Annotated in this window: 30 protein-coding genes and 1 pseudogene; 13 read left to right on the plus strand and 18 right to left on the minus strand. The window is 58.8% G+C overall.

The window, feature by feature from the left end:
* Window positions 1-22: 22 nt before the first annotated feature.
* Window positions 23-330: pseudogene (locus tag EQV96_RS06975) on the minus strand (DUF3565 domain-containing protein).
* Here EQV96_RS06975 and EQV96_RS06980 point away from each other — a divergent pair.
* Both EQV96_RS06980 and EQV96_RS06985 read left to right on the plus strand, forming a co-directional pair.
* Window positions 329-814, plus strand: a complete 486-nt coding sequence (locus EQV96_RS06980) for a peptidylprolyl isomerase (protein WP_095001159.1) — start codon at window positions 329-331, stop codon at window positions 812-814. The pseudogene EQV96_RS06975 and the gene EQV96_RS06980 sit on opposite strands and share 2 nt — an antisense overlap.
* A 135-nt stretch (window positions 815-949) precedes the next feature.
* Window positions 950-1,432, plus strand: a complete 483-nt coding sequence (locus EQV96_RS06985; RefSeq protein WP_095001160.1) for a glutathione peroxidase — start codon at window positions 950-952, stop codon at window positions 1,430-1,432.
* Here the strand turns inward: EQV96_RS06985 and EQV96_RS06990 are convergent.
* Both EQV96_RS06990 and cysZ read right to left on the minus strand, forming a co-directional pair.
* Complete coding sequence (locus EQV96_RS06990) at window positions 1,429-2,619, minus strand: glycosyltransferase family 1 protein (RefSeq protein WP_232527634.1); 1,191 nt, start codon at window positions 2,617-2,619, stop codon at window positions 1,429-1,431. The two genes, EQV96_RS06985 and EQV96_RS06990, sit on opposite strands and share 4 nt — an antisense overlap.
* Before the next feature lie 61 nt (window positions 2,620-2,680).
* Window positions 2,681-3,442 (minus strand): sulfate transporter CysZ, encoded by a 762-nt coding sequence (cysZ, locus tag EQV96_RS06995; RefSeq protein ID WP_095001162.1) that lies wholly within the window; start codon window positions 3,440-3,442, stop codon window positions 2,681-2,683.
* Between the two features lie 311 nt (window positions 3,443-3,753).
* On the opposite strand from cysZ, the gene trxB reads away from it, so the two are divergent.
* The gene (gene trxB / locus EQV96_RS07000) at window positions 3,754-4,716 is read left to right on the plus strand and encodes a thioredoxin-disulfide reductase (RefSeq protein ID WP_016781820.1); all 963 of its coding nucleotides are present in this window, start codon (window positions 3,754-3,756) and stop codon (window positions 4,714-4,716) included.
* Between the two features lie 152 nt (window positions 4,717-4,868).
* Here the strand turns inward: trxB and EQV96_RS07005 are convergent, their stop codons facing one another.
* The 6 genes from EQV96_RS07005 to EQV96_RS07030 form a co-directional block, all read right to left on the minus strand.
* The gene (locus EQV96_RS07005; protein ID WP_095001163.1) at window positions 4,869-5,210 is read right to left on the minus strand and encodes a HopJ type III effector protein; all 342 of its coding nucleotides are present in this window, start codon (window positions 5,208-5,210) and stop codon (window positions 4,869-4,871) included.
* Window positions 5,203-5,499 carry a DUF1244 domain-containing protein gene (locus EQV96_RS07010; RefSeq protein WP_095018232.1) on the minus strand — a complete coding sequence of 99 codons (297 nt, stop codon included), beginning with the start codon at window positions 5,497-5,499 and terminating at the stop codon, window positions 5,203-5,205. Before EQV96_RS07010 ends, EQV96_RS07005 begins: the two co-directional genes overlap by 8 nt.
* A gap of 14 nt (window positions 5,500-5,513) precedes the next feature.
* Window positions 5,514-5,900, minus strand: a complete 387-nt coding sequence (gene folX, locus EQV96_RS07015; RefSeq protein ID WP_095001165.1) for a dihydroneopterin triphosphate 2'-epimerase — start codon at window positions 5,898-5,900, stop codon at window positions 5,514-5,516.
* Complete coding sequence (folE, locus tag EQV96_RS07020; protein ID WP_095001166.1) at window positions 5,900-6,460, minus strand: GTP cyclohydrolase I FolE; 561 nt, start codon at window positions 6,458-6,460, stop codon at window positions 5,900-5,902. The genes folX and folE overlap by 1 nt, the downstream gene beginning before the upstream one ends.
* 25 nt (window positions 6,461-6,485) lie before the next feature.
* A complete protein-coding gene (gene folM / locus EQV96_RS07025) occupies window positions 6,486-7,196 on the minus strand; it encodes a dihydromonapterin reductase (protein WP_095001167.1) in 711 nt (236 codons plus the stop codon).
* An 88-nt stretch (window positions 7,197-7,284) separates the two neighbouring features.
* The gene (locus EQV96_RS07030) at window positions 7,285-7,854 is read right to left on the minus strand and encodes an antibiotic biosynthesis monooxygenase (protein WP_095001168.1); all 570 of its coding nucleotides are present in this window, start codon (window positions 7,852-7,854) and stop codon (window positions 7,285-7,287) included.
* A 246-nt stretch (window positions 7,855-8,100) separates the two neighbouring features.
* On the opposite strand from EQV96_RS07030, the gene EQV96_RS07035 reads away from it, so the two are divergent.
* Complete coding sequence (locus EQV96_RS07035; RefSeq protein ID WP_095018231.1) at window positions 8,101-9,033, plus strand: MerR family transcriptional regulator; 933 nt, start codon at window positions 8,101-8,103, stop codon at window positions 9,031-9,033.
* Here the strand turns inward: EQV96_RS07035 and EQV96_RS07040 are convergent, their stop codons facing one another.
* Entirely contained in the window at window positions 9,034-9,639 is a 606-nt protein-coding gene (locus EQV96_RS07040) for a hypothetical protein (RefSeq protein ID WP_095018230.1), read from the minus strand.
* A 58-nt stretch (window positions 9,640-9,697) separates the two neighbouring features.
* Entirely contained in the window at window positions 9,698-10,165 is a 468-nt protein-coding gene (locus EQV96_RS07045; RefSeq protein WP_095001171.1) for a PAS domain-containing protein, read from the minus strand.
* A 101-nt stretch (window positions 10,166-10,266) separates the two neighbouring features.
* On the opposite strand from EQV96_RS07045, the gene EQV96_RS07050 reads away from it, so the two are divergent.
* Window positions 10,267-10,722 (plus strand): flavodoxin, encoded by a 456-nt coding sequence (locus EQV96_RS07050; RefSeq protein ID WP_095001172.1) that lies wholly within the window; start codon window positions 10,267-10,269, stop codon window positions 10,720-10,722.
* Here the strand turns inward: EQV96_RS07050 and EQV96_RS07055 are convergent.
* Window positions 10,703-11,599 (minus strand): LysR family transcriptional regulator, encoded by an 897-nt coding sequence (locus EQV96_RS07055; RefSeq protein WP_095001173.1) that lies wholly within the window; start codon window positions 11,597-11,599, stop codon window positions 10,703-10,705. The genes EQV96_RS07050 and EQV96_RS07055 overlap by 20 nt on opposite strands.
* 99 nt (window positions 11,600-11,698) lie before the next feature.
* On the opposite strand from EQV96_RS07055, the gene EQV96_RS07060 reads away from it, so the two are divergent.
* The 3 genes from EQV96_RS07060 to EQV96_RS07070 all read left to right on the plus strand — a co-directional run bounded on the left by EQV96_RS07060 (window position 11,699) and on the right by EQV96_RS07070 (window position 13,506).
* Window positions 11,699-12,085 carry a CidA/LrgA family protein gene (locus tag EQV96_RS07060; protein WP_095001174.1) on the plus strand — a complete coding sequence of 129 codons (387 nt, stop codon included), beginning with the start codon at window positions 11,699-11,701 and terminating at the stop codon, window positions 12,083-12,085.
* Window positions 12,075-12,761: an LrgB family protein gene (locus tag EQV96_RS07065; RefSeq protein ID WP_095001175.1), complete on the plus strand. Its 687-nt coding sequence runs from the start codon at window positions 12,075-12,077 to the stop codon at window positions 12,759-12,761. The genes EQV96_RS07060 and EQV96_RS07065 overlap by 11 nt, the downstream gene beginning before the upstream one ends.
* Before the next feature lie 370 nt (window positions 12,762-13,131).
* Complete coding sequence (locus EQV96_RS07070) at window positions 13,132-13,506, plus strand: hypothetical protein (protein WP_240881670.1); 375 nt, start codon at window positions 13,132-13,134, stop codon at window positions 13,504-13,506.
* Window positions 13,507-13,518: 12 nt separating this feature from the next.
* Here EQV96_RS07070 and EQV96_RS07075 read toward each other — a convergent pair whose 3' ends face one another.
* Window positions 13,519-14,313, minus strand: a complete 795-nt coding sequence (locus tag EQV96_RS07075; protein ID WP_095001178.1) for an IclR family transcriptional regulator — start codon at window positions 14,311-14,313, stop codon at window positions 13,519-13,521.
* A 164-nt stretch (window positions 14,314-14,477) separates the two neighbouring features.
* On the opposite strand from EQV96_RS07075, the gene hmgA reads away from it, so the two are divergent.
* The 4 genes from hmgA to EQV96_RS07095 all read left to right on the plus strand — a co-directional run bounded on the left by hmgA (window position 14,478) and on the right by EQV96_RS07095 (window position 18,992).
* On the plus strand, window positions 14,478-15,782 hold the full coding sequence (gene hmgA / locus EQV96_RS07080; protein WP_240881671.1) for a homogentisate 1,2-dioxygenase: 1,305 nt from the start codon (window positions 14,478-14,480) through the stop codon (window positions 15,780-15,782).
* Window positions 15,783-15,785: 3 nt separating this feature from the next.
* On the plus strand, window positions 15,786-17,090 hold the full coding sequence (gene fahA, locus EQV96_RS07085; RefSeq protein WP_130871992.1) for a fumarylacetoacetase: 1,305 nt from the start codon (window positions 15,786-15,788) through the stop codon (window positions 17,088-17,090).
* A gap of 12 nt (window positions 17,091-17,102) precedes the next feature.
* Window positions 17,103-17,741, plus strand: a complete 639-nt coding sequence (maiA, locus tag EQV96_RS07090) for a maleylacetoacetate isomerase (protein WP_095020533.1) — start codon at window positions 17,103-17,105, stop codon at window positions 17,739-17,741.
* Between the two features lie 225 nt (window positions 17,742-17,966).
* A complete protein-coding gene (locus EQV96_RS07095; RefSeq protein WP_095018259.1) occupies window positions 17,967-18,992 on the plus strand; it encodes a Glu/Leu/Phe/Val dehydrogenase dimerization domain-containing protein in 1,026 nt (341 codons plus the stop codon).
* On the opposite strand, the gene EQV96_RS07100 is transcribed toward EQV96_RS07095, so the two are convergent.
* From EQV96_RS07100 to EQV96_RS07110, 3 genes are all read right to left on the minus strand, one after another.
* Window positions 18,968-19,360, minus strand: coding sequence for a MerR family transcriptional regulator (locus tag EQV96_RS07100; RefSeq protein ID WP_095018224.1), 393 nt, complete (start codon window positions 19,358-19,360; stop codon window positions 18,968-18,970). The genes EQV96_RS07095 and EQV96_RS07100 overlap by 25 nt on opposite strands.
* Before the next feature lie 30 nt (window positions 19,361-19,390).
* Window positions 19,391-19,966: an NAD(P)H-dependent oxidoreductase gene (locus EQV96_RS07105; RefSeq protein WP_095001390.1), complete on the minus strand. Its 576-nt coding sequence runs from the start codon at window positions 19,964-19,966 to the stop codon at window positions 19,391-19,393.
* A gap of 78 nt (window positions 19,967-20,044) precedes the next feature.
* Window positions 20,045-20,302 carry a YebG family protein gene (locus tag EQV96_RS07110; RefSeq protein ID WP_016781842.1) on the minus strand — a complete coding sequence of 86 codons (258 nt, stop codon included), beginning with the start codon at window positions 20,300-20,302 and terminating at the stop codon, window positions 20,045-20,047.
* 269 nt (window positions 20,303-20,571) lie between these two features.
* Here EQV96_RS07110 and EQV96_RS07115 point away from each other — a divergent pair, with 269 nt between their 5' ends.
* Complete coding sequence (locus EQV96_RS07115; RefSeq protein ID WP_016781843.1) at window positions 20,572-21,072, plus strand: phosphate-starvation-inducible PsiE family protein; 501 nt, start codon at window positions 20,572-20,574, stop codon at window positions 21,070-21,072.
* Between the two features lie 74 nt (window positions 21,073-21,146).
* Here the strand turns inward: EQV96_RS07115 and EQV96_RS07120 are convergent, their stop codons facing one another.
* The gene (locus EQV96_RS07120) at window positions 21,147-21,575 is read right to left on the minus strand and encodes an HPF/RaiA family ribosome-associated protein (protein WP_095001183.1); all 429 of its coding nucleotides are present in this window, start codon (window positions 21,573-21,575) and stop codon (window positions 21,147-21,149) included.
* Between the two features lie 202 nt (window positions 21,576-21,777).
* Entirely contained in the window at window positions 21,778-24,114 is a 2,337-nt protein-coding gene (gene fecA, locus EQV96_RS07125) for a TonB-dependent Fe(3+) dicitrate receptor FecA (RefSeq protein WP_095020534.1), read from the minus strand.
* Between the last annotated feature and the right edge of the window lie 138 nt (window positions 24,115-24,252).

A 24,252-nucleotide genomic window follows, 5' to 3' on the forward strand; every position in this document is an offset into this window, starting at 1 on the left:
TTAAACGGGGCTTGTGCCTGAATCAATTGCCAAGATTAGCGCTATCCGCCTCTTGAGCACACCAGCCACAGGCAAAGGGCTGGCCTATTTTGGCCTGGCGTTGCCCGGGATCAAGCACCCACGGCCGGGATTGCCAGGGCGGTTGATGGCGCTGGTGCTGTGTGTGGCCACAGGAGAGCACGGTAACCCAGTGCTGCTCCTCATCCTGACGCCAGCCAATGATCGTTGAAGTTTTCAAAATTATCCGTTGGTCTTGGTTGTGTTCGCTTTCGGGCGATTGCTTGGTTAAACTTGCGAACTCATTATTTTTTGCAAAAGGTCTCGCCCCATGACGATCGCCGCTAACAAGGCTGTCTCCATCGACTATACCCTGACCAACGACGCTGGTGAGGTCATCGACAGCTCCGCCGGCGGCGCGCCGCTGGTTTACCTGCAAGGCGCTGGCAACATCATCCCGGGTCTGGAAAAGGCTCTGGTTGGCAAGGCCGTCGGTGACGAGCTGGACGTTACCGTTGAGCCGGAAGACGCGTACGGCGAGTACTCCGCCGAACTGGTCAGCACCTTGAGCAGCAGCATGTTCGAAGGCGTTGACCAACTGGAAGTTGGCATGCAGTTCCACGCTTCGGCGCCGGACGGCCAAATGCAGATCGTGACCATCCGTGACCTGGACGGCGACGACGTGACTGTAGACGGTAACCACCCACTGGCTGGTCAGCGTCTGAACTTCAAGGTCAAGGTTGTGGCTATCCGTGACGCGAGCGAAGAAGAAATCGCTCACGGCCACGTACACGGTGAAGGCGGTCATCAGCACTGACAAGTGCTGCTACGCTCACATGAGAGCTAGCCAGGAAAGGCGCCTACGGGCGCCTTTTTGCATCCTGGATTATGAGGGCAATCGGCAGGCTGAACGATTGTTTGAATGTGGATACGGGAATTTTTGGAGTCCGTCATGAGTGCATTTCACGAACTTACCCTGGACGCGCTGGATGGCAAGCCGCTGCCGCTGGAGACTTTTAAAGGCAAAGTGGTGCTGGTAGTGAATGTCGCCTCCAAGTGCGGTTTGACCCCTCAGTACGCAGCCCTGGAAAACCTCTACCAGCAATTCAAGGGCAAGGGCTTCAGCGTTCTAGGCGTGCCATGCAATCAGTTCGCCGGGCAGGAACCGGGGAGCGAGCAGGATATCCAGGCGTTTTGCAGCCTCAACTACGGCGTCACTTTCCCTCTGAGCAGCAAGCTTGAGGTCAACGGGCCTGACCGCCATCAGCTTTATCGGTTGCTGGCAGGCGAGGGCGCCGAATTTGAAGGGGAAATTACCTGGAACTTCGAGAAGTTTCTGGTTGGCAAGGATGGCCGGGTATTGGCGCGTTTCTCACCGCGTACCGCCCCAGACGATGCCACGGTCATTCAGGCCATTGAGAAGTCCCTGGCCTAAGGCTTTTTTACGGTCATCGGAACCGGCACCGGGGCTGCGTATTCGCGGCCCTGGCGAGCCTGCTGCAACTGGTTTTCGAACTGCTCGACAATCCCCGTCCAGCTTTGCCGACTGGCATGGCAGCGGGCATTGAGGCGCAGGGTGCGCAAGGTTTCCGGGTCATCAAGCAGCCAGCAGGCGGCTTCGATCCAGGCGTATTCATCCCCCGGCATGGCCAGTACGCCGTTGTAGCCATGACGAATATGCAAGCCGGCAGCAGCCTCGTCATAGGCCACCACTCCCAGGCCTGAAGCCTGGGCTTCGAGCACCACGTTGCCGAAGGTTTCGCTCAGGCTGGGAAACAAAAACACGTCACCGGATGCGTAATGGCACGCTAGCGCTTCGCCAGACTGCTGCCCGCAAAAAATGGCCTCAGGCAACGAGGCTTCCAGTGAGGCACGTTTTGAGCCGTTGCCCACCACGATCAATTTGAAGCGGCGTGCGGGATAACGGGCTTGTAGTTCATCGAAACAGCGCTTGAGTGCGTCCAGATTTTTTTCCGGTGCCAAGCGTCCTACATACAACAGGGCAATATCGTTTTCTCTGAGCCCCCAACTCTGGCGCAAGGCATTCTGACGTTTTGCCGGGCTGAACAGCTGGCTATCGACGCCACGGGGCAGCAGCTCCAGGCGTTCAAAATGCCTGCGCTCAAGTTCTACGCGTTGGCTGGCACTGGGCACCAGGGTCATTGCCGAGCGGTTGTGAAACCCGCGCAGGTAGTGAGTCAGCGCCCGGGTAAACAGGGTCAGGCCATGCTGGCGCAAGTACTGCTGAAAATTGGTATGAAAGCCGGTGACCGCGGTAATGCCGAGGCGTCGGGCAACCCTGAGTGCGCACAGCCCAAGGGGCCCCTCTGTGGCGATATAAACCACGTCAGGGGGGTGCTGGCACCAGCGCCTGGTCAGGCGATGGGTGGAGGTCAGGCCCCATTGCAGGCCGGGATAACCGGGCAGCGGCCAACCGCGGCAGAGCATCAGGTCGTCGCTGCTGCGCTGATTGCCATCGGCGCTCTGGCGTGGGCGTATCAGTTGCACGCGGTGGTTGCGGGCGCGCAAGCCATCGCACAGGTGGCCAAGGGTATTGGCCACGCCATTGATTTCAGGGGCGAAGGTTTCGGTAACAAGTGCGATATGAAGGGCTGTGGTCATGACCCCAGTGTGCGTTGGGGTCATGACGTCAATGTGTCACGGTGATGATGGAATGATGAAGTCAGCGGCTGCGGTTGGCGGCTGCCAGCGCTTCATCGCCACGCTCGCGCACCCAGAACAGGGTTGCACCGGCAACGGCTGCGGGCATCATCAGGATATTGACCACCGGGATCAGCAGCACCAGATAGACGATGCCGCCAAAACTCATGCTCTGCCAGCGTTTTTCGCGCAGCCAGGCGAGCATCTCGTTCCAGCCCAGCTTGTGGTTGTCGGCCGGGTAGTCGATGTACTGGATGGCCATCATCCAGATCCCGAACAGCAGCCACAGCGGTGCCGCGATCAGGTTGAGCACCGGAATAAACGAGAGGATCAGCAGGGCAATGGCCCGCGGCAGAAAGTAGCCCAGCTTGCGCATTTCACGGGCCAGGGTGCGCGGCACCATGGCGGCCAGTTCGCCCCAGCTGAAAGGTGGCGAATTATCGACCCCGCGCACCACGGCTTCGACCTTCTCCGAGAGAAAACCGTTAAATGGCGCGGCGATGATGTTGGCCAGCATGGTGAAGGTGAAAAACACCATCAACGCCACCAGCACCACGAACAGTGGCCACAACACGTAGTTGAGGAAACCGAGCCAGTTGGGCAGGGTCGGCATCAAGGTATCGACCCAGAGGCTGAACTGATGCCCGGCGAAATAAATCAATCCGACGAACAGCACCAGATTGATCAGTAACGGCAGCAGCACGAACAGGCGCAAGCCAGGGCTGAGGATCAACTTAAGGCCTTCACGCAGGTACTGCGGGCCAGAGAGAACAGGGGCGGGCATAGCGTGCTCCGAACAGTGGAAAACCGGGCGACCTTAGCGGCTTTGTCCGCAGGACGAAAGCCTTGTCGCAGTATCGACAATAACTGTAACAAAGCCGTCTAAAATCGACTTCGACTACATAGAGACCTGCTATGAGCTGGATTGTTAATGCGTATTTCCTTACTCTCTGCGGCCTCTATATGCTTCACCCATATTTTTCAGGATCTGCGCGTTGCAGGCATAGCCTGGGCAGGTTTACGATTTCTTTTTATTCCAGCCGGTAAAGCGGCGTTCCGACCCGGTTTCAATGCGGGCGGTCATAGGAGTGAGTCATGTCTGAAGTACGTCATTCGCGTGTGATTATTCTGGGTTCCGGCCCTGCCGGTTACAGCGCCGCTGTCTATGCGGCCCGCGCCAACCTCAAACCACTGCTGATCACGGGCATGCAGGCTGGCGGTCAACTGACCACCACCACCGAAGTCGACAACTGGCCCGGTGATGTTCACGGCCTGACCGGCCCGGCCTTGATGGAACGCATGCGTGAGCATGCGGAGCGTTTCGAGACGGAAATCATTTTCGACCACATCAATGAAGTGGACCTGAAAAATCGTCCGTTCACCCTCAAGGGTGACAGCGGTACATTCACCTGCGACGCACTGATCATCGCTACCGGCGCCAGCGCCCGTTATCTGGGCTTGCCGTCGGAAGAAGCATTCATGGGCAAAGGCGTTTCTGCCTGTGCGACCTGTGACGGTTTCTTCTACCGCAACAAACCTGTTGCCGTAGTGGGTGGTGGTAACACCGCGGTTGAAGAGGCCCTGTACCTGGCCAATATCGCCAGCAAAGTAACCCTGGTTCACCGTCGCGAAACCTTCCGCGCCGAGAAGATCCTGATCGACAAGCTGCACGCCCGTGTTGCTGAAGGCAAGATCGAACTCAAGCTGAATGCGACCCTGGACGAAGTGCTGGGCGACAACATGGGTGTGACCGGTGCGCGCCTGAAGAACAACGACGGCAGCTTTGACGAGCTGAAAGTCGATGGCGTATTTATCGCCATCGGCCACACACCGAACACTTCGTTGTTCGAAGGCCAGCTTGAGCTTAAAGACGGCTACATGGTTGTGCAGGGCGGCCGTGAAGGCAACGCTACTGCGACCAGCGTTGAAGGCGTGTTTGCTGCGGGCGACGTGGCGGACCACGTTTATCGTCAGGCCATTACCTCGGCTGGCGCCGGTTGCATGGCAGCGCTGGACACCGAGCGCTACCTGGACGGCCTGCAGAACGCCCAGTTCTGATAGCCTGCCTCAACAAAAAAACCGGCTTTGGCCGGTTTTTTTGTGTCTGCCCTGTGGGAGCGGGCTTGCTCGCGATGGGATCGCAGCGGTGTAACTGAAAAAAATCGGCGCCTGCATCGCGAGCAAGCCCGCTCCCACGATGAGTTGCAGTATTACGCCTTGCGCGTAAGCGGCTGTGCGTCGAATTTAACACCGGCCAGGCCGTGGGCAATCAGTGCGCGAATGTTGCTGTGGTCTGTGCCTTCAGGCGTGGCCAGTACCGAGCGGTAGTGTTCGCCGAAAGCCAGCAGGGTTTCCTGGTCGCTCAAACCTTCCAGCAGGGCCAGGCCCAGGGTCTTGCACGAACCTTCATTTTGCCCTGCAGCGTTTTCCACACCGCCGTTGATGAAGCTCTGAGGCTGGTAATCGTAGTGCGCGCCAATAAACGCCAGGGTATCGGCAAAAACGTGCTCGCCGCTGTTGAGGCTGGCGCGCAGGGTGTTCAAATCAGTCATGCTTTTTTCCTTGGGTGAACGCCGCCGTCTGTTCGGCGCTGGCTTCTTTCTGGTACTGGGCTTTCCACTCGGCATACGGCATGCCGTAGACCACTTCGCGTGCGTCATCGAGGCTGATGGCGATCTGGCGCTCGTCTGCTGCGGCCTTGTACCACTTGGACAGGCAATTGCGGCAAAAACCCGAGAGGTTCATCAGGTCTATGTTTTGCACGTCCTTGCGGCTGTCCAGGTGCGCGACAAGGCGGCGAAAGGCGGCTGCCTCCAGTTCAAGCTGTTCTTGAGGTGTCATGGGGTTCACCGGGGTTATGAGGTTGCAGTCTGACGGCTCGCCGCCAGTGTAATCGACACCGATTCGGCAAAGCGCAGCGCGTGCGGTTTGTCGACTTCGACTTCGGCATACAGTACCGCGTCGTTGGCCATCACCAGATCCAGCAACTCCTGGGTCAGGCGCTCAAGCAGGGCGAAGCGGTTCTCTTCGACGTGCTGGATCACGGCCTTGGTGATGGTGCGGTAATTGAGCGCGTGGTCGATATCGTTATCGCGCACCGCCTCCTGCGCCGCGTAGAGGATGGTGAGGTTGATCAACACATCCTGCTTGTTGAGGATTTCTTCCTCATTGATGCCGATATAGGTACGCAGGCACAAGTCCTTGACGCGAATACGGGCCATTCCTGGCTGAAGTTGTGGCATTACGACTTGCTCCGTCCAATCAGTTGCAAGAACTCCATGCGGGTGCTCGGTTCGCGGAAGGCGCCGAGCATGACCGAGGTGTTCATGGTCGAATTCTGTTTTTCTACGCCGCGCATCATCATGCACATATGCTGGGCTTCGATCACCACGGCCACACCGGCAGCCTGGGTGACGCTTTCGATGGCGTCCGCGATTTCCCGGGTGAGGTTTTCCTGGATCTGCAGGCGCCGGGCAAACATGTCGACAATGCGGGCGATTTTCGACAGCCCCAGTACCTTGCCCGTCGGTATATAGGCCACATGGGCCTTGCCGATAAAGGGCAGCAGGTGATGCTCGCACAATGAGTACAGCTCGATATTGGCCACGATCACCATTTCGTCACTGTCAGAGGCGAAGAGGGCGCCGTTGACGATTTTCTCCACGCTCTGCTCGTAGCCATGACACAGGTATTGCATGGCTTTGGCGGCGCGTTTGGGGGTGTCGAGCAGGCCTTCGCGCTCAGGGTCTTCGCCTAAACCAATAAGAATCTCGCGGTAATGCTCAGGCAGTGATGCGCTCATCTAAGTACTTCCTCGCGGGGCGGCATTATTTTAAATGCCGGCCGCCGTTGACGGTCAGGGTGGTGCCGGTCACATACGGGTTGTCCAGCAGATAGCGCAGGCTGCGGTAAATCACCTCGGCGCCGGGCTCGATGCCCAGCACGGATTTGGCCAGCGCTTGGGTGCGGTACGCCGCATCGTCGTCGGGGTTGAACATCAGCAAGGCCGGGGCGATACCGTTGACTTTGATCTGTGGCGCCAGTTTAGCCGCGAATGACAGGGTCAGGCTGTCGAGCCCGGCTTTGGTTGCGCAATAGGCCATATGCTTGCTGCTGCCCTTGCGTGTTACATCATCGCTGATATGCACAATATCTGCAGGGTTCGAGCGTTTGAGCAGCTCGCTGCAATGCAGGTTGATCAGATATGGCGCGAGCATATGCACGCTGAACATGTGCAAAAAGGCGCTGGTTTCTGTCTGTGGGGTTTCTTCCAGCCAGGCCGAGGCGTTGTGGACAATCGCCCGCAAGCTGTCGGTGTGTATTTTCAGCCGTTCGATAAAATCGAGAATGCCGGCTTCGGTCGAAAAGTCGGCAAACAGCGCAATGGCACCCAGGTCGCGGAGAATTTGCACGCCGGGTTTTTCACTGCGATAGGTGAAAATCACCGGATAGCCGTCGGCCAGCAGCTGCTGCGCACAATGCAGGCCAACGCGCTGGCCTGCGCCAGTGATCAGAATCGGTGCGGTAGAAGTGGGCATGACGTACTCGGTGCACAAAAGCCGGAAACAGTCGCGGCGCATTGGCAAAACTATACCAGTGTCCGCGACCTGACGGCCAAGCCCGAGATTAGTGGCGCGGTGTCGCGATAGCGCTGCGCAGGGGTTTGCCTGGGGTGCTGTGCAGCCAACCTGCCAGCAAGTGGGTAGAGAGTGGAATAAACAGGTAAACCATCAGCGGCGTCAGGGCCAGGGTACTGACCAGTACCCGTGGCAACAGGGCTAACTCGCCGAGCAAGGGGGCGCATACAAAGTTGAACAGGAGTGAGACCGGGAAGAACGCCAGCCAGATGGCGACTGCCTGCTTCCAGCGGGGCGGTCTTTGCCCGGTATTGCCGAACCAGCCGTCGATGCCGCTGACCCGGTGCTCGGAAGGGTTGGCGAACAGGTCGCTGCCACGCAGCAACCAGGCCTTGCGCGAGACGGAGTGCTCCCAGGCATGCAAGGTGGATTCGTCGGCAAAGCGGAAGATGATTTGAAATTCGTCGTCGCCCGGTGGCGGCGCCAGAACGCCCGAGCCCAGGTAGCCGGCAAAGTCCGTGGCCAGCTGTTCGCCTTCGTGCAGCCAGGCGATCAGTTCCTGGTAGCGGCCTTTGGCGACACGGCGCGCAACCATCAATGTGACAGGGGAGGTAGACATTGTGTATCTCCATGAGGCTGATGCTGCCCGGGTAGGGCAATCACAAAACACGGCGCCGGGGTGGTGGGCCATGTCCGTAAAAACAAGCAAGGATTGTTCCTGAATACACACAGCGCCGTTTGTGGGAGCGGGCATCACCGCGCTCACCTGACAGACCGCGTGGCCTGCACCGCGAGCAAGCCCGCTCCCACAGGGTCTGGATTGACGGGTAGAATCCAGTCACCCTTTCTGATTGTTGCCCTGCCGATGCCTGTGATTACTGAACTCGAGCCCATTGCCCAGGCTGATGATTGCCAGGGTCTGTATCCGATCCGGGAAGTGGCCAGGCTGACGGGAATCAACCCGGTAACCCTGCGTGCCTGGGAGCGCCGCTATGGGTTGATCGAACCAAAACGCACCGAAAGTGGGCATCGTCTGTATTCCGTGAGCGATATTGGAACGATTCGTCAGGTCATGGGCTGGCTTGAGCGTGGGGTTTCTGTCAGCAAAGTCGCGCAATTGCTAGCAAGCAACAGTTCCGTCGATGTCCCGGCACCCGCCAGCAGTGAGTACCGCGACTGGCAAACCCGTATTGGCAGCGCCCTCACGGACTTTAACGAACCCGAATTGGAGCGTCTTTACGGGCAGATTTTCTCCAGCTACCCGATTGACGTTGTGTTTCAGGGGATTTTCCTGCCGCTGTGGCAGCAACTGCTTGGGACCCGGGATACTTTTGGCCGTACCAGTGAATGGCTGCTGCTGGACGGCTTCTTGCGCGGTCGGGTACAGCATCGCCTTCAATTGCAGGCCGCTGTTGCCCGCCCGTGCGTGCTGGTGGTGGCGATGCCTGAGTTGTGCCGCGAGCTGGAGTTGCTGGTGGCGGGCTTGCTGCTGACCCGTAATGACCGCGTGGTCAGGGTTGTGGCCATAGGTCAGCCATTGGAAGAGTTGTCACTGGTTTGCCAGAAGCTGGAGCCCCGGGCCGTTGTGCTGTTTGCCAACCATGCATTGAACACGGTCCACCAGCGCAGGCTGACACGCCTGGCACAGACCCTGAATTGCTCGGTGTCGTTGGCAGGTGAGGCCTCGGATGTGGTTCAGGAGGCTTTGGCGAACTCATCCATCGCTTGCCTGGGGAGTGTGTCACGCCTGATCAATCAACGTCTGGATGCTGAACTCAAGGCAACGCCGGGGGGTTGATCAGACGTGCAGGCCCGGGTGCGCCAGGCGGTGTTGTTGCAGGATGTACTGGCGCAGATGCTCGGTTTCGCCCTTGTCGCTCTGGCTTAGGCGGTAGGCATAAAGGCCCGTTTCCGTTTTGCGCTCCAGGGTGCCGCGCAGGTTGATCCGCTCATATCCATCGGGGCTGAACCACTGTGCAAACTGGCGTGGCGGCTGGCTGTCGTGACGCATTTCAATCAGCACGCCTTTGAATGACAGTTCGGTTACCCACAGATGACCTGCCTTGCCGCGGATATTTTCCAGCGGCACCGGCTCGGCCAGTGACAGGCGCCAGGGGCGCGCCTTTGGCCCGTCTTCGAAGATGCTCGGGGCGCCGAGTTGCAGATGCTGGGCATGGAATTCGTCTTCAACCAGGCGCAGCGGAAAACTCATTTGCTGATTGGCAATTTGTGCCTGGATGGTGACCTGTTCATGGGCGGCAAGGCGTGTCAGCAAATCGCGGATTTGCGACATCCCGTTGACCATCAGGCTCGACGACGCATCCCGTTTATTCAACAGCGGGTTTTGGTGCATCGTTTGGATGAAATCCAGTTCGTCCTGAGTCAAAAGGGCATCGTGCGACATGGATAAAGCTCGAAAAGGTGTCTGAAAAATCGTCACAGCGACTATCAGACCGTAATTTCTACGTTTTGTTTAATCCGCTCGTCGCCTTGAGCGCCTGCAGTTCAGCCTGAACCGAGGCCAGTCGGGCTTCGAGCTGGGCGACCCGCTGCTGGGCCTTTACCTGCAAGGTGACGTCTTTTTGCACGCCAATAAAGTATGTCAGCTTGTCGTTTTCGTTAAACACCGGCGTGATCGACAGTTCATTCCAGAAGTGCGTGCCGTCCTTGCGATAGTTGCGCAGGATCTGGCGGGTGGGCTGACCGCTGGCAATCGCCTCGCGGATCAATTGCAGGCCCTGCTGGTCACGGTCGCCGGCCTGCAAGAAGCGGCAGTCCTGATAGAGGATGTCGTCGCGGCTGTAGCCGGTGAGGGTTTCAAAGGCGTTGTTTGCATAAATCAGGATGTTGTCTTCACCTTCTTGTTCGGCAACGACAATGCCGTCCTGGGACGCGTCCACCATGCGTTGTAATAAACGGGCGTTGATCATTGAGTGGTTCTCCAGAGAGGCATACAGATGGGCGCATGGTAAGGCATCGCTGCCAGACCTGTTAATATCCCAGGCTTTTAGTCAGCTACAGGATCAGATTGATGAAAGTCGCCATCCTTTCCGGCTCGGTGTACGGCACCGCTGAAGAAGTCGCCCGCAATGCGAAACAACTGCTGACCGATGCCGGTTTTGAGGTTTTGCTCAATACCCGCGCCACTTTGGCCGATCTCCAGGCGTTTGCTCCCGAAGCGCTGCTGGCGGTGACCTCGACCACGGGCATGGGCGAGCTACCGGACAATCTCGTGCCACTGTACAGCGCCATCCGTGACCAGTTGCCAGGCGCCTGGCGCGGGCTGCCTGGGGCAGTGATTGCCCTGGGTGATGAAAGTTACGGTGACACGTTTTGTGGCGGTGGTGAGCAAATGCGCGAACTGTTTGCCGAGCTTGGCGTGCGTGAAGTGCTGCCGATGCTGCGTTTGGACTCCAGCGTCACGGTGACTCCGGAGGAAGACTCCGAGCCGTGGATTGCAGAACTGATCAAAACACTGAAGCCGTAACCGGGCGTTCACGCAGCAGCTCAAGCCAGGCCTGGGCTGCCCGTGACAGATACGCGCCATCACGCCAGATAAACGCGATATCCCAGCGCAAGTCATCCGGTGCGAGCAGTTTGAGCCGCACCACCCCGGGGCGCACCAGCCCGCGGGCGACCACACTGGGCAGCAACACTACGCCCTGGCCTGCAGCCACCAATGCCACCAGAAAATCCGCCTGGCCACTGCGCCCGCCTTCGTTGGGGGTAAAGCCTGACTGCTGGCAGGCTTTGAGCACCCGATCGTTGAGCACAAAGCTGCGCTGGTAGAGCAAAAAGGGCGTATCAGCCAATTGCTCAAGTCTTACGCCGGGCCCCTCGGCCAGTGGATGATCGGCCGGGAGCAGAACATCCAGCGGCTCGTCACAAAACGGCTGATAAGCAAACGCGGGATTATTCGGGGTCAGGCTGCCGCCCAGCTCCAGTTCGCCGCTCAAAACGGCCTGTTCGATATTCAAGCTGCCTTCTTCGAGCAACTGCACCCGGATATTCGGGTAGCGTCGACGGTATTCGGCAAACAGCCCGGCAAACAGGGTGTTGCTGCCCAGCAGCGGCAGGCCCACCCGCAGTTCCCCCCGGGTCATCTGGCTCAAGTCGTCCAGCTCGCTCAACAACTCCCGATGCAAGCGCAGCATGCCTTCGGCCCGCTGCAACACCACATTGCCCGCTGCCGTCAGCCGCACCTGAGAACCCAGGCGGTCGAACAGCGGTGTACCGAGGCTGTGCTCGAGCTGCGCCACTTGTTTGCTCACCGCTGACTGGCTGATATGCAAGCTGTGGGAGGCGGGGGTAAAACCGCCCTGGCGGGCGACTTCGACAAAGGTGCGCAGGTGTTTGAATTCCATTGGCGTGATTCCATTTTGGAATGGCTACAAGTCTGACAATTCGTTTCCGGGATGTTAGCAGGCTCTTTAAACTGGAAACCTGTCTGAAATGGAAACAACATGAAACGCTTCGATGTAAAACGCCTGGGTCGGTTGGTCAGTGAACTGGCCGTTTTGTTGGCGCTGTATTTTCTGGGCTGCCAGCTGGCAACCTGGGGGCACTTGCCGATCCCGGGCGGGGTGGTGGGCATGGCGCTGCTGTTGCTGGCGTTTGCCCTGGGCTGGGTCAGACCGGCGACCCTGCAATTGGGGGCCGGTGTGTTGATGGCCGAAATGCTGTTGTTTTTCATCCCTGCACTCATGAGCCTGCTTGATTACGGTGTAATCGTGCGTGATGAAGGTTGGCGCATCCTGTTGGTCATTGGCGTGAGTACCTTGCTGGTGATGGTGGTGACGGCGTTCACGGTGGAAGCGGTGTGCCGCTGGAGGATGCGTCATGAAGTTTGAACTGATGCCCATGTTCTGGCTGCTGTTCACGCTGTTGACCTACGCCTTCAGCCGCTGGCTGTACCGGCGTACCGGGCGATACCTGCTGTCTCCGCTGATCCTGGTCCCGGCCTTGCTGCTAGCCGTGGCCGTGCCGTTGCACACTGCCTATGCTGAATACTCAAGCAATACCCATTGGCTGATGCTGGTTCTGGGGCCGGTAACGGTGGCCTTTGCCGTACCGATCTGGCAGCAACGCAAGTTGCTGGCCCGTCACTGGGTGGCGTTGCTGCTGGGGATGCTGGCAGGCAGCGCGGCGTCCATTGGCAGTTCGTTCTGGCTGGCCCGGGCGCTGGCGCTGGACACCTCATTGACCATGTCGCTGGTGCCGCGCTCCATCACCACACCGTTTGCCATGCCGCTGGCACAGGATCTGGGGGGCGTACCTGAGCTCACGGCGGTGTTTGTAATGTTCACCGGTGTGTTTGGCGCGTTGCTGGGCGGTATTTTGCTCAAGTGGCTGCCGCTGCGCAGCAGTCTGGCCCGGGGCGCCCTGTTTGGTATCGGCGCTCATGGCGCAGGGGTCAGCCGTGCCCGCGAAGTGGGCAGTGAGGAAGGCTCGGTAGCAGGGCTGGTGATGGTGCTGACCGGCATCCTTAACCTGTTTGCCGCGCCGTTGCTGGCGATGGTGTTCTAGTTCTTAAACCCGCCACATACCCCGTGGGAGCGGGCACCATAAAAAAGGCCGCTGTAAAACAGCGGCCAAGGAAGACGTTCATCAAGGAGCTACAAATCAACGTCAGGGTAAATCGGGGAGAGCAGAGTCGATGCGACTCGATGCGTGTCCGTGTTGCGAAGTCCGGCAAGCTTAAGGGCTGGCCCGCAGCGGAGTAAGCCCGGTTTGGGACAATCTGTATTACAGCTACGGCAACAGTCCTTGTGCGGTAACTATGTGCCGCACACCTGCTGTCGTCCCGGTGTTGAATGAGCCTTCACACGGACTCTCCAGGTCGACTTGAACCGTGCACGACGCCGGATGGGCCTGGAGCACTGACAGGAGGTTCACCATGACCCGTAATGAAAAACCCGCATCGCCGATCAACAACTTCAGCCTCAAACCCAGCGCAGAAGTGATCGAGCGTGTGCGCTCGTTTCTTGACGAGCGACTCCAGCCCCAGGGCCTGGATTGCAGAAGCCTCTATCTCAATACAGTGAACAATATCGTTGACCAGACCCTGACGTACAGCCAGAACCTGCTGGGTCTGGGTGTGGATACGCTGGAGTGGGGCGCTGTGCAGGCCCATGATGACTGGGAGTCGGGGGTGTTTTCCCGGTCCTGGACATTCGATGACAGCCTGCGAGTGGATCAACCGTCCATGGCCGACATCGAGCAGATGATGAAAGACCTGCTCGATGAGGCCAAATACGAGTGGATGGTCTAAAACAATGAGCTGTCAGGCTGGCTGATAACCCATCCGCCAACTGATGGCCTGGCTCGCGGCCAACAAGCGTTTGGCTGCGGGCCCGTTTTCATCGGCGTGGAACAGGGAGGTGGGACCAACCACTGTCAGTACGGCCGCCACCTGACCGGTCGCATTGAACACCGGGGCCGACAAGGCATCGACGCCAGGCATCAGCAAGCCATGGACGAAGTGCAGGCCGCGCTGGCGGATTTGACTGCAAAGTGCGACGTAGGCTGCAGGTGTTTGCAGCGGATGCACCTGATCGGTCTTGAACTCCAGTTCGCGCAAGTCGGCGGTTTCGCGATCCGGTAAAAAAGCGTTGAACACCAGCCCCGTGGATGAGCTCAGCAATGGCAATACCGAGCCCAGCTGGGTCACCACCGTGACCGCCCGCACCGCCGGCTCGATATGCACCACGGTCGCGCCCTGGTTACCCCACACCGCCAAAAAGCAGGTTTCGTTCAAGTCGTCGCGCAGTTCGGCCAGGGGCAGGCTGGCGACCTTGAGCACATCCATGCTGTTGAGCGCAGCCAGTCCCACACGCAACGCCTCGCGCCCCAAACCGTAATGATTGGTGGCGACATTTTGCTCGGCAAACCCGCTGGCAATCAGTGCCTGTAAATAGCGATGCACCTTGCTCGCGGGCATTTGCACGTGTTCGGCCAGGCGCGACAGCGACGTGGAGGGTGAGAGCTCGGCCAGCGCCTTGAGGATGTCAGTGCCGACCTCGGCCGAACGCACTTTTTGCTTGCCGGTGCTGTCGTTGCTGCTGCGGGGCTTTTCCATGGAAGTGTTTATATCTCGGGACGAATGGGCGTCTTTATAGCTTGACGCTTGTTACCAATCAAATTACGTTATGCGTAATTGAATTACGATAAAAATAACGCAGCGACGCGCAAATGCCTTCAGCGCAGGGCGCAGTCATCTGCCTTCTCCATGCTGGAGGCTCCATGAACGTCGATTCGCCTTTGTCAGGTCTTGGCTATCTGTCCGGGTTTGGCAACGAATTCAGCAGCGAAGCATTGCCCGGCGCCCTGCCGGTGGGTCAGAACTCCCCGCAAAAAGCCCCCTACGGTCTGTACGCCGAATTGTTTTCCGGAACTGCGTTCACCATGGTGCGCAGCGAGGCGCGGCGTACGTGGATGTACCGCATCCAGCCGTCAGCCAACCATCCGGCGTTCGTCAAACTGGAGCGGCAACTGGCTGGTGGCCCGTTGGGCCCGGTGACGCCGAATCGCTTGCGCTGGAACCCGCTGCCGATTCCTGCCGAGGCTACGGACTTTATCGACGGCCTGGTGGGCATGGTGGCCAATGGCGGGTCGGATAAACCCTCGGGCATCAGCATTTACCATTACTGCGCCAATACTTCGATGCAGCGGGTGTTTTTCAATGCCGACGGCGAAATGTTGCTGGTTCCCGAGTCGGGGCGTTTGCGCATTTGTACCGAACTGGGGCGTCTGGATCTGCAGCCTCTGGAGATCGCGGTCATTCCTCGCGGTCTCAAGTTTCGTGTCGAGTTGCTTGACCCGCAGGCCCGCGGCTATGTTGCCGAGAACCATGGTGCACCGCTGCGCCTGCCTGATCTGGGGCCGATTGGCAGTAATGGCCTGGCCAACCCTCGCGACTTTCTGACTCCGCTCGCCCACTACGAAGACGGTGCGCTCCCTACGCAACTGGTGCAAAAATTTCTTGGTGAGTTGTGGGGCTGCGAGCTGGATCATTCGCCGCTCAACGTAGTGGCCTGGCATGGCAACAACGTGCCGTACAAATACAATCTGCGCCGCTTCAACACCATCGGCACTGTCAGCTTCGATCATCCCGATCCATCGATTTTTACTGTTTTGACTTCGCCTACCAGCGTACCGGGACTGGCCAACCTCGATTTCGTGATTTTCCCGCCGCGCTGGATGGTGGCTGAAAACACTTTCCGGCCACCCTGGTTCCACCGCAACCTGATGAACGAATTCATGGGCCTGATCCAGGGCAGTTACGATGCCAAGGCCGAAGGCTTCCTGCCCGGCGGTGCATCGCTGCACAGCTGCATGAGCGCCCACGGGCCGGACGGCGAAACCTGTACCAAAGCCATTGCGGCCGAGCTGCAACCCAGCAAGATCGAAAACACCATGGCCTTTATGTTCGAAACCAGCCAGGTGTTGCGCCCCAGCCGGTTCGCCCTGGAGTGCCCGCAGCTGCAATCGAACTACGACGCTTGCTGGGCCACGCTGCCCGTGACCTTCACCCCGAACCGGAGATAACCCATGACCCAGTCCACTTTGACCCGCAGCTGGATCGCCTCCGCCAACGGCCACAGCGACTTCCCCCTGCAAAACCTGCCCATGGGCATTTTCAGCATTGATGGCTCGGCGCCACGTAGCGGGGTGGCTATTGGCGATGCCATTTTCGACCTGGAAGCCGGGCTGGCAGCGGGGCTGTTTGAAGGTCAGGCCAAGATAGCCGTAGAGGCTTCGTTGGGCGGGGCGTTGAATAGCTACTTTGCCCTGGATCGGGGCGCCCGGGTTGCCCTGCGCGAGCGTTTGCAGGAACTGCTGGGGGAGGGCAGTTCCCTGCGCGGCAAAATCGAAGCCCAGGGTTCCCGCCTGCTGCCACTGGCAGCTGATTGCCAGATGCACCTGCCGGCCAAAATCGGCGACTACACCGACTTTTATGTGGGCATTGAGCACGCCAAAAACGTCGGCAAGCTGTTCCGCCCGGACAACCCGCTGCTGCCCAACTACAAGTATGTGCCGATTGGCTATCACGGGCGCGCCTCGACCATTCGCCCGTCCGGTGCCGAAGTTCGGCGCCCTAAAGGCCAGACCTTGCCTGCCGGGCAGACCGAGCCAACCTTTGGCCCGTGCGCCCGCCTGGACTACGAACTGGAACTGGGCATCTGGGTTGGCAAAGGCAATGACATGGGCGATGCCATCCCGGTCAGCGAAGCTGCAGAGCACATTGCCGGCTTCTGCCTGCTCAATGACTGGTCGGCACGGGACATCCAGGCCTGGGAATACCAGCCGCTGGGCCCGTTTCTGTCCAAAAGCTTTATCACCAGTATCTCGCCGTGGGTGGTGAGTGCCGAGGCGCTGGAACCATTCCGTCGCGCGCAACCGGCCCGTCCTGAGGGTGATCCACAGCCACTGGCTTACCTGCTCGATACCAGGGATCAGGCCAATGGCGCGCTGGATATCGAACTTGAAGTGCTGCTGCTGACCGAGGCGATGCGTGAGCAGAACCTGCCAGCCCATCGTCTGGGCTTGAGCAACAGCCTGAACATGTACTGGACCGCGGCCCAACTGGTGGCTCACCACAGCGTCAACGGCTGCCAGTTGCAGTCCGGTGACCTGTTCGGTTCGGGCACCTTGTCGGGCCCGGCCCGTTCGCAACTGGGCAGCCTGCTGGAAATCACCGAGGGCGGTAAACACCCGATAGAACTGGCTTCAGGCGAAGTGCGTAAATTTCTGGAGGATGGTGACGAAATCATCCTGCGTGCCCGCTGCGCCCGTGAAGGCCATGCTTCCATCGGTTTTGGCGAGTGCCGGGGCAAGGTTGTTGCCGCGCGCTAAAAGGAGCGGGTCATGGAACTCTTCACCTATTACCGCTCAACCTCGTCTTACCGGGTGCGTATCGCGCTGGCCCTGAAAGGGCTGGATTATCAGGCGGTGCCGGTCAATCTGCTCGTACCGGCTGGCGGTGAACACCGTCAGCCGGCGTATCTGGCCATCAACCCGCAGGGCCGCGTGCCGGCCTTGCGTACCGATGAAGGCTGCGTCTTGACCCAGTCGCCAGCAATCATCGAGTACCTTGAAGAGCGCTATCCCCAGGTGGCGCTGCTGTCCGCTGACCTCGCCACCCGCGCTCATGAACGGGGGGTAGCGGCTCTGGTTGCTTGTGATATCCACCCGTTGCACAACGTCAGCGTGCTCAATCGATTGCGCCAGTTGGGGCAGGATGAGGAGCAGGTGGTGGAGTGGATCGGTCACTGGATCGGCCAAGGGCTGGCAGCCATCGAGCAGTTGATCGGTGACGAAGGTTACTGCTTTGGCGCGCAGCCCGGGTTGGCGGATGTGTATTTGATCCCTCAGCTGTACGCGGCGCAGCGTTTTGGCGTGCAAATGGCGGCGTACCCGCGCATTGCCCGAGTGGCAGCGCTGGCTGAGCAACACCCGGCCTTTATCCTGGCGCATCCGGCCAATCAACCTGACACGCCTGCCTGACCTCACTCTGTGTGTGGGAGCGGGCTTGCTCGCGATCGAATCAACGCGGTCTTGCGTAATAACCGCATTGCCTGCATCGCGAGCAAGCCCGCTCCCACAGAACCCTATCCCGCCGGGATATGTCCGAAACCCTGAAAACCGCGCAGGCTTATTCCTGAGCTCTTCAACGAATTTTCTGGCGCCACCTATACTGGCGTTTACCCATAATCGTTCGAGGGCCTGATGATGTTTGCTCTTATGCAAAGCGCTCAGCTCGAGTCGCTGCACCTTAGTGTAGACCCCGTTACAGGCCTTAAAGCCGTGATAGCCATCCACAACACTCGCCTGGGGCCAGCGTTGGGGGGCTGTCGTTATCTTGCTTACCCCAATGACGAAAGTGCAGTCGGTGATGCCATCCGCCTGGCTCAAGACATGAGCTACAAAGCCGCGCTGGCAGGGCTGGCTGTTGGAGGGGGGCAGGCTGTGGTGGTGCGTGCGGCCCACGTTGATAGTCGCGCGGCGCTGTTTGAGGCTTTTGGTCGCTGTGTGGACCAACTGGACGGGCGCTATATCACGGCAATTGACAGCGGCACCTCCACTGCCGATATGGACTGCATTGCCCAGCACACCCGGCATGTCACCAGCACCACTGCTGCGGGGGATCCTTCGCCGCATACGGCCATGGGGGTTTTTGCCGGCATTCGCAGCACCGCATCGTCGCGATTGGGTAGCGACAACCTCGAAGGTTTGCGGGTGGCGGTGCAGGGCCTGGGCAAAGTGGGTTACGCGCTGGCCGAACAGCTGCATGCTGCGGGCGCCGAATTGCTGGTCTGCGATACCGATCCCGGCAAAGTGCGCCTGGCCATGGAACAACTGGGGGCGCACCCGATTGCCTGCGAAGCCTTGCTCAGCACACCCTGCGATATCCTTGCGCCGTGTGGTCTGGGCGGCGTATTGAACTGGCACAGCGTCGCGCAACTGCGCTGCTCGGCTGTGGCCGGGTGTGCCAATAACCAGCTGACCAATCTACAAGTGGCCGATCAGCTCGAGCGGCGGGGGATTTTGTATGCCCCGGATTACGTCATCAATTCCGGCGGGCTGATCTATATGGCCCTGACCCATGAAGGTGCCGCCCCCGAGGCCATCAACCAGCAGTTGCTGCAGATCAGTCAGCGCCTGACCGGCATCTATGCTCACGCCCAGGCCGAAAAGCGTTCACCGGCACGGGTTTCGGACGAGCTGGCTCATCAATTGTTGTACCCCAAGGACTGAACACAGGCCAGGTCCAGTTCCGGGCCTTCCATGGCAAAGCGTGTTTCAAACTCTTCCAACCCCGCATGCACCTGTTGCAACGCTTCGATCTGATTCATTACGGCGTGTTTTTTGCGGGCGATGGCGTTGCTCACGACCTCCCATGGCAGCGTCTGGCCGCGGTGTTGATCAAGGATGGCCTGCATTTCCTTGAGCTTGAAGCCCAGCTGTTGCGCGCATTTGATAAATGTCAGCAGTTCAACGCTTTGCTCGCTGTAGATGCGATAAGCGCCACGGCGTTGCGGTGCAGGTAACAGGCCGATTTCTTCGTAGTGGCGAATGCTTTTGACGGTGGTGCCCGACAATTGGGCGGCTTTGCCGATGTACATGAAAAGTCCTTTTAATCGCCGCCCGCCGAATTATCGAGTGGCGAGCTTGCGTGCCTCTAGAAGCCAGGCGTCTCTTTGATGAGGCGTGGCGTTCAGGATGGGGCCAAACGTCAGGGTGGCGGTGGGTTTTATGCCACAAAACGCCAGTGTGGTTTTGCGTATCTGATGCAGCCCCGGCATGCGGTACACCCATCTGTAGTACCACGGCGGGGTGTCCATCGTCACCAGCAGGTGCGCGCTGCGGCCTTTCAGTAGCTTGTCGGGGAAAGCCTTGCCCTTGCGGTATTGAAAGGCAAAACCGGGCAGCAGGATGCGATCGAAAAAGCCTTTGAGCAATGCGGGGATTCCGCCCCACCAGATCGGGTAGACCAGCACCAGGTGTTCGGCCCAGAGGATGTTGGCCTGGGCGTGGAGCAGGTCAGGCTCCAGTGCCTGGACCTCCTGATAGCCTTCGCGCAGCACCGGGTCGAAGCGCAGGGCGCCCAGGCGCATGATGCGTACTTCATGGCTGGCATCCTTGGCGGCAGCTATGTAGCTGTCTGCCAGTGCGCTACAGAAACTGTTCGTGCCGGGGTGACCGAGAATCACCAGTACTCGCTTGCTCATCATGACGCCAACCTCAAAGGGGGCCTTTGAGGGTAGAGGCTGCCCCGTAGGGGAGAGTCAAGCGAGAACCGGGGGCGATTACTCGCTGTCGACCAGCAACTCGGACAGGGCGTCCGGCTGGCTCTTGAATGCCTTGGCAAACACATCGCGATTTTTCGCCATGTAGATACCGGCTTCTTCGACTTGCTGCTCGTTCAGGGACGGCACAGCTTTTTGCAACACTTCGGCCAGCAACTCTGCCAGTTCCAGCATTTTGTCATGACGGTCAGCTTCGGCTTTATCCATGAACAAACGCTCCAGATCTCGGCTGCTGCGGTATACCACTTCGACGGCCATTTACCACCTCATATGCCTTCACGTAAATTATCTAGCGATTACTGTATTTATATACAGCTAAAAGGATAAGCCAATCATCGGGATTTGAATAGCGGCTTTTTCACTCTAGCTGTAATTGATAGGCGCAGCGGGCGCCCGACGTGTCTAATTGCCGCCCGCCATCATCTTAAGTGAGCAGCATCAGGCTGCCACATGGCCTTTTTTCTGCATGTTAAAAGCGTCATGTGCATCGCGGATGATCCGTTCGAGTCGATTCAAGGAGCTGCATCGTGAGAGTTAACAAAGCTGAGAAGCTACGTCGCCAGGTTCATGAACTGGCCGAGTCGATGGGCAACCTGTTCGTCGAAACCTTCCATTACCTGGCATTGTTTGCCATTGGCGCGGTCACTGCCTGGGCGGCGGTGATGGAATTCCTGGGAATGGTGGAGAAGGGCAACATCACGATTGATGACATCCTGCTGCTGTTTATCTACCTCGAGCTGGGGGCAATGGTCGGGATTTATTTCAAGACCAACCACATGCCCGTGCGCTTCCTGATTTATGTGGCGATCACGGCGCTGACCCGCTTGCTGATTTCCAATGTGTCCCATCACAACCCGCCAGACATGGGAGTGGTGTACCTGACCGGGGCGATCCTGTTGCTGGCCTTCGCCATTCTGGTGGTGCGCTATGCGTCTTCGCAGTTCCCGTCGGTGAAGATCGAGAACCCTCATCGCAAGACTGGTGCCGGTTCCGGCGAGCATCCGGAAGTGGAGAAGGGGGAATTGTAAGTCGATTTTACATATGAAAAAGGGCGGGCTTACCAAGGTAAGCCCGCCCTTTTTTGTGCCTCACTGACGTTCAATCAGCTGATCTTGTCGAGTTCCTTTTCTTTCTCCAGGAACTCTTCTTCAAGCAAGTCATCAGCGGTCTGCTTTGGCTCTTTTGCCTCAAACCCTTCCGGGGCGAGGGTCACTGTACGTTTGCCACGCAGCTTGCCGAACAGGTGCTCCAGAGCGTGCTCCAGTTTTTGAGCAGCACCCTCCACAGCTTGGGTCAGTGAATCAGCGTCGTGGGATACGAGAATTGGCTGGTGTCCTTTAGGTCGAGCCTCCATTTTGCAGCGTTTGTCCTTGGGACCGGACTTGCCGCCATTTTCATCACTGAGATGGACCTCGACCCGGGTCAGATCTTCCAAATGGCGTTCGAGCGTGACTTCAACAGTAGCGGTGACCCAGTCCTGGGTGCGTTTGTCACTGTCGATGTGTTTATCGGAAAAGACGTGAGTAAGCATAGTTCTTCCCTTATATAAGCGTGCTCGTGTGAGGTCTGACGGCCTTGGGTGTACAAAGGTTCATCGTCATCGCTCAGTTACAGTGTTTGGGCCGATGAGCAAATATTTCAAGCACTATTTTCAGGAAGTCTTTCAAGTCGTGACCGGTGTCAGTCTTTGCCTGTAGGAAAAGCCCGCGTGTGCGGGCTTTAGCCAATTTAAATCAAAATGCGACAGAGGTTTGTACATAGAGCGTGCGTGGCTCGCCCACGTATTTGCCCTTGTTGTTGTCGTCAAACGAGCGGGTGTAGTACTCGTGGTTGAGGATATTTTTGACCCCCACAGCCACGTTAAGGTCGGACAGCTGGTGGCCAAAGTCATAGCCCACACGGCTGTTGAAGACCATATAGCCTGGGATCAAACCGGTGCTGCCGTCAGCGCTTTCGGCGCGGGTATTGGCGTTGTCGGCGAACTGGTTGCTTTGGAAGGTGCTGTCCAGGTTGGCTTTCCACGGCCCCTCGGTATAGCCGACGCCGATGCTGCCTTTGTTTTTCGAGGAGAACGGCACACGATTGCCTTTGTTCGGCCCGTCTTCGCGGATGGTCGCGTCAACATAGGCATAGGTGGCGTATACGTCGAACCCCGCCAGTACCGGGCTCAGGCCATCCAGCGCGTAGTTGACGCTGGCCTCGATGCCCTGATGACGGGTCTTGCCCCGTGCGATCACCGTGTCGGTGGTTTGGTTGCTGTCGTACTGGTTGTTGAAGTTGATCAGAAATGCGCCGATCTCCGCGCGCAGGTTGCCATTGTCGTAGCGAGTGCCAATTTCCCAGGTGCGCGCTTTTTCCGGTTTTACCTCGCCGCCGGTAACGCGATTGGGCATCTGGCTGTACTGCACGCTGCCGAAGGAGCCTTCGGTATTGGCATACAGATTCCAGCTGTCGGTCACGTGGTACATCACGTTCAGGGCGGGAAGCGGAGTGTTGTAGTCGCCCTTGTATTTGACGTTGGTCAGCAAGTTGGTTTGCTGTTGTTCAATCATTTCGTAGCGAATGCCCGGAGTGAAGGTCCATTTGCCGATGTCGATCTTGTCGTCGATAAAGAATGCATGGGCTTCGGTGGCACCACGGGTGTCGCGGTCATTGCGGCTGTTGGTGGTGGGCAGTTCATTGGCGGCAATCGGCGTGCGGTAGCGCAACTCATGGCCGGCTTCGTTGATATAACGATAACCTGCGCCCACTTCGTGGCTGCTGTTGCCCAGATCAAAGCCCTGGGCTATACGGGTTTCGATCCCGCGCACCCAATATTCCCGCGGTGACAGCGAGAGGAAGCTGCCCTGGTCCAGATACCCGCTGCGCAGGGTCTTGGTGAAGAAGCTGTTGACGGTGAATTCACGGCGATCTTCCTGGTAGCGATAGCCAAAGTTGACCAGGGTGCGACGGCCCCAGAACTTGTCGTTGGGGCGGGTCGACTGATACGGGTCAGCCTTGTAGGCCGCGGTGCTCAGGCCGCCGGGCATATCGGCCTCGCCATCGTAGTATTGGGCCATGGCGTGCAGGCTGTTGGCTTCGTCGATCTGATAGTTGCCCTTGAGGATCAGGTCGTCGATGCGTGTGTCGCTATGCTGGCGCCAGTCGCCGCCGCGTACGCCGGAATACAGCAGGGCGCCGCCGAGGCCGTTGTCGGCGGTGCCGCCGGCCAGCAGGTTGGCGGTTTTCTTGAAGCCATCCTGGGTGGACGATGGGCTGGTTTCGGTTTGCAGGCCAACTTTTACAGTCGGTTCGTCAGGAATGGCGCGGGTCACGAAGTTGACGATACCGCCGACGTTCTGCGGGCCATACCGCACGGCACCGCCGCCACGCACTACGTCTACCGCATCCATATTGCCCATGCTGATGGGGGCAAACGACAGCTGCGGCTGACCGTAGGGGGCGAAGGGCACGGGAATGCCGTCCATCAACACGGTGGAACGGGTCGCCAGGCGCGGGTTGAGCCCGCGGATACCGAAGTTCAGGGCCATGTCATGGCTGCCGGTGCCGTTGTTTTCCGGAGCGTTGACGCCAGGGATGCGGTTGAGCACTTCGCGGGCACTGGTGGCGCCCTGGCGTTCGAACTCTTCGCGGCGGATCACGTCACGGGCGCCGGGGTGTTCGAACACATCGGTTTGCGCCGCGTCGCCGAGCCAGTCACCGACCACGCTGGAAGCGCCCAGCTCAATGCTTGCCGGAGCTGTCGAGGTGGTTGCCGGTTGCAGGCTGAATGCCCCCTGGCCTTCAGCGCGGGCTTGCAGGCCAGTGCCTTCAAGCAGGGCCTGCAAGCCTTGTTCTGGATCGTAGGTGCCTTCCAGGCCCTTACTCTGCATACCGCTGGCGGCGGCGGAGCTGAACGAAATCAGCACCCCGGCTTCGCGTCCGAATTGGTTGAGAGCGTTTTCCAGCGATGACGGTGCGATGTGGTAAGCCTTGGCGTCGGCAAATGCCATCGGCAGGACGCTGAAACTCAAACTGGCACCTAATAGCAAGCGGGCCAGGGACGTAAGACGGAAGGGCTGAGCGGGCATGAGGGATCCTGTGGGGATGAGAATCTAAGTGGCTTACCTTCTCTGTCACGCCAGATCCGAAATCGGCTCACATTTTTTGAAAATAAAATGCACACCCTTTGTGGGAGCGGGCTTGCTCGCGATTGGATCGCCGTGGTG

Origin of the sequence: Pseudomonas sp. TMW22080 (assembly GCF_022496745.1) — a bacterium.
Taxonomy (GTDB): domain Bacteria; phylum Pseudomonadota; class Gammaproteobacteria; order Pseudomonadales; family Pseudomonadaceae; genus Aquipseudomonas; species Aquipseudomonas bubulae.

Bases quoted from the DNA above. Each gene is read 5' to 3' on its own strand.
- EQV96_RS07060 (WP_095001174.1), top strand. From the start codon at position 11,699: ATGAAACGCTTCGATGTAAAACGCCTGGGTCGGTTGGTCAGTGAACTG.
- EQV96_RS07065 (WP_095001175.1), top strand. From the start codon at position 12,075: ATGAAGTTTGAACTGATGCCCATGTTCTGGCTGCTGTTCACGCTGTTG.
- EQV96_RS07075 (WP_095001178.1), bottom strand. From the start codon at position 14,313: ATGGAAAAGCCCCGCAGCAGCAACGACAGCACCGGCAAGCAAAAAGTG.
- cysZ (WP_095001162.1), bottom strand. From the start codon at position 3,442: ATGCCCGCCCCTGTTCTCTCTGGCCCGCAGTACCTGCGTGAAGGCCTT.
- EQV96_RS06985 (WP_095001160.1), top strand. From the start codon at position 950: ATGAGTGCATTTCACGAACTTACCCTGGACGCGCTGGATGGCAAGCCG.
- EQV96_RS07100 (WP_095018224.1), bottom strand. From the start codon at position 19,360: ATGTACATCGGCAAAGCCGCCCAATTGTCGGGCACCACCGTCAAAAGC.
- EQV96_RS07055 (WP_095001173.1), bottom strand. From the start codon at position 11,599: ATGGAATTCAAACACCTGCGCACCTTTGTCGAAGTCGCCCGCCAGGGC.
- folE (WP_095001166.1), bottom strand. From the start codon at position 6,460: ATGAGCGCATCACTGCCTGAGCATTACCGCGAGATTCTTATTGGTTTA.
- EQV96_RS07050 (WP_095001172.1), top strand. From the start codon at position 10,267: ATGAAAGTCGCCATCCTTTCCGGCTCGGTGTACGGCACCGCTGAAGAA.
- fecA (WP_095020534.1), bottom strand. From the start codon at position 24,114: ATGCCCGCTCAGCCCTTCCGTCTTACGTCCCTGGCCCGCTTGCTATTA.
- EQV96_RS06990 (WP_232527634.1), bottom strand. From the start codon at position 2,619: ATGACCACAGCCCTTCATATCGCACTTGTTACCGAAACCTTCGCCCCT.
- EQV96_RS07110 (WP_016781842.1), bottom strand. From the start codon at position 20,302: ATGGCCGTCGAAGTGGTATACCGCAGCAGCCGAGATCTGGAGCGTTTG.
- maiA (WP_095020533.1), top strand. From the start codon at position 17,103: ATGGAACTCTTCACCTATTACCGCTCAACCTCGTCTTACCGGGTGCGT.
- trxB (WP_016781820.1), top strand. From the start codon at position 3,754: ATGTCTGAAGTACGTCATTCGCGTGTGATTATTCTGGGTTCCGGCCCT.
- EQV96_RS07005 (WP_095001163.1), bottom strand. From the start codon at position 5,210: ATGACTGATTTGAACACCCTGCGCGCCAGCCTCAACAGCGGCGAGCAC.
- EQV96_RS06980 (WP_095001159.1), top strand. From the start codon at position 329: ATGACGATCGCCGCTAACAAGGCTGTCTCCATCGACTATACCCTGACC.
- EQV96_RS07105 (WP_095001390.1), bottom strand. From the start codon at position 19,966: ATGAGCAAGCGAGTACTGGTGATTCTCGGTCACCCCGGCACGAACAGT.
- folM (WP_095001167.1), bottom strand. From the start codon at position 7,196: ATGCCCACTTCTACCGCACCGATTCTGATCACTGGCGCAGGCCAGCGC.
- EQV96_RS07095 (WP_095018259.1), top strand. From the start codon at position 17,967: ATGTTTGCTCTTATGCAAAGCGCTCAGCTCGAGTCGCTGCACCTTAGT.
- EQV96_RS07045 (WP_095001171.1), bottom strand. From the start codon at position 10,165: ATGATCAACGCCCGTTTATTACAACGCATGGTGGACGCGTCCCAGGAC.
- fahA (WP_130871992.1), top strand. From the start codon at position 15,786: ATGACCCAGTCCACTTTGACCCGCAGCTGGATCGCCTCCGCCAACGGC.
- EQV96_RS07070 (WP_240881670.1), top strand. From the start codon at position 13,132: ATGACCCGTAATGAAAAACCCGCATCGCCGATCAACAACTTCAGCCTC.
- EQV96_RS07035 (WP_095018231.1), top strand. From the start codon at position 8,101: ATGCCTGTGATTACTGAACTCGAGCCCATTGCCCAGGCTGATGATTGC.
- hmgA (WP_240881671.1), top strand. From the start codon at position 14,478: ATGAACGTCGATTCGCCTTTGTCAGGTCTTGGCTATCTGTCCGGGTTT.
- EQV96_RS07030 (WP_095001168.1), bottom strand. From the start codon at position 7,854: ATGTCTACCTCCCCTGTCACATTGATGGTTGCGCGCCGTGTCGCCAAA.
- EQV96_RS07120 (WP_095001183.1), bottom strand. From the start codon at position 21,575: ATGCTTACTCACGTCTTTTCCGATAAACACATCGACAGTGACAAACGC.
- EQV96_RS07010 (WP_095018232.1), bottom strand. From the start codon at position 5,499: ATGACACCTCAAGAACAGCTTGAACTGGAGGCAGCCGCCTTTCGCCGC.
- EQV96_RS07040 (WP_095018230.1), bottom strand. From the start codon at position 9,639: ATGTCGCACGATGCCCTTTTGACTCAGGACGAACTGGATTTCATCCAA.
- folX (WP_095001165.1), bottom strand. From the start codon at position 5,900: ATGCCACAACTTCAGCCAGGAATGGCCCGTATTCGCGTCAAGGACTTG.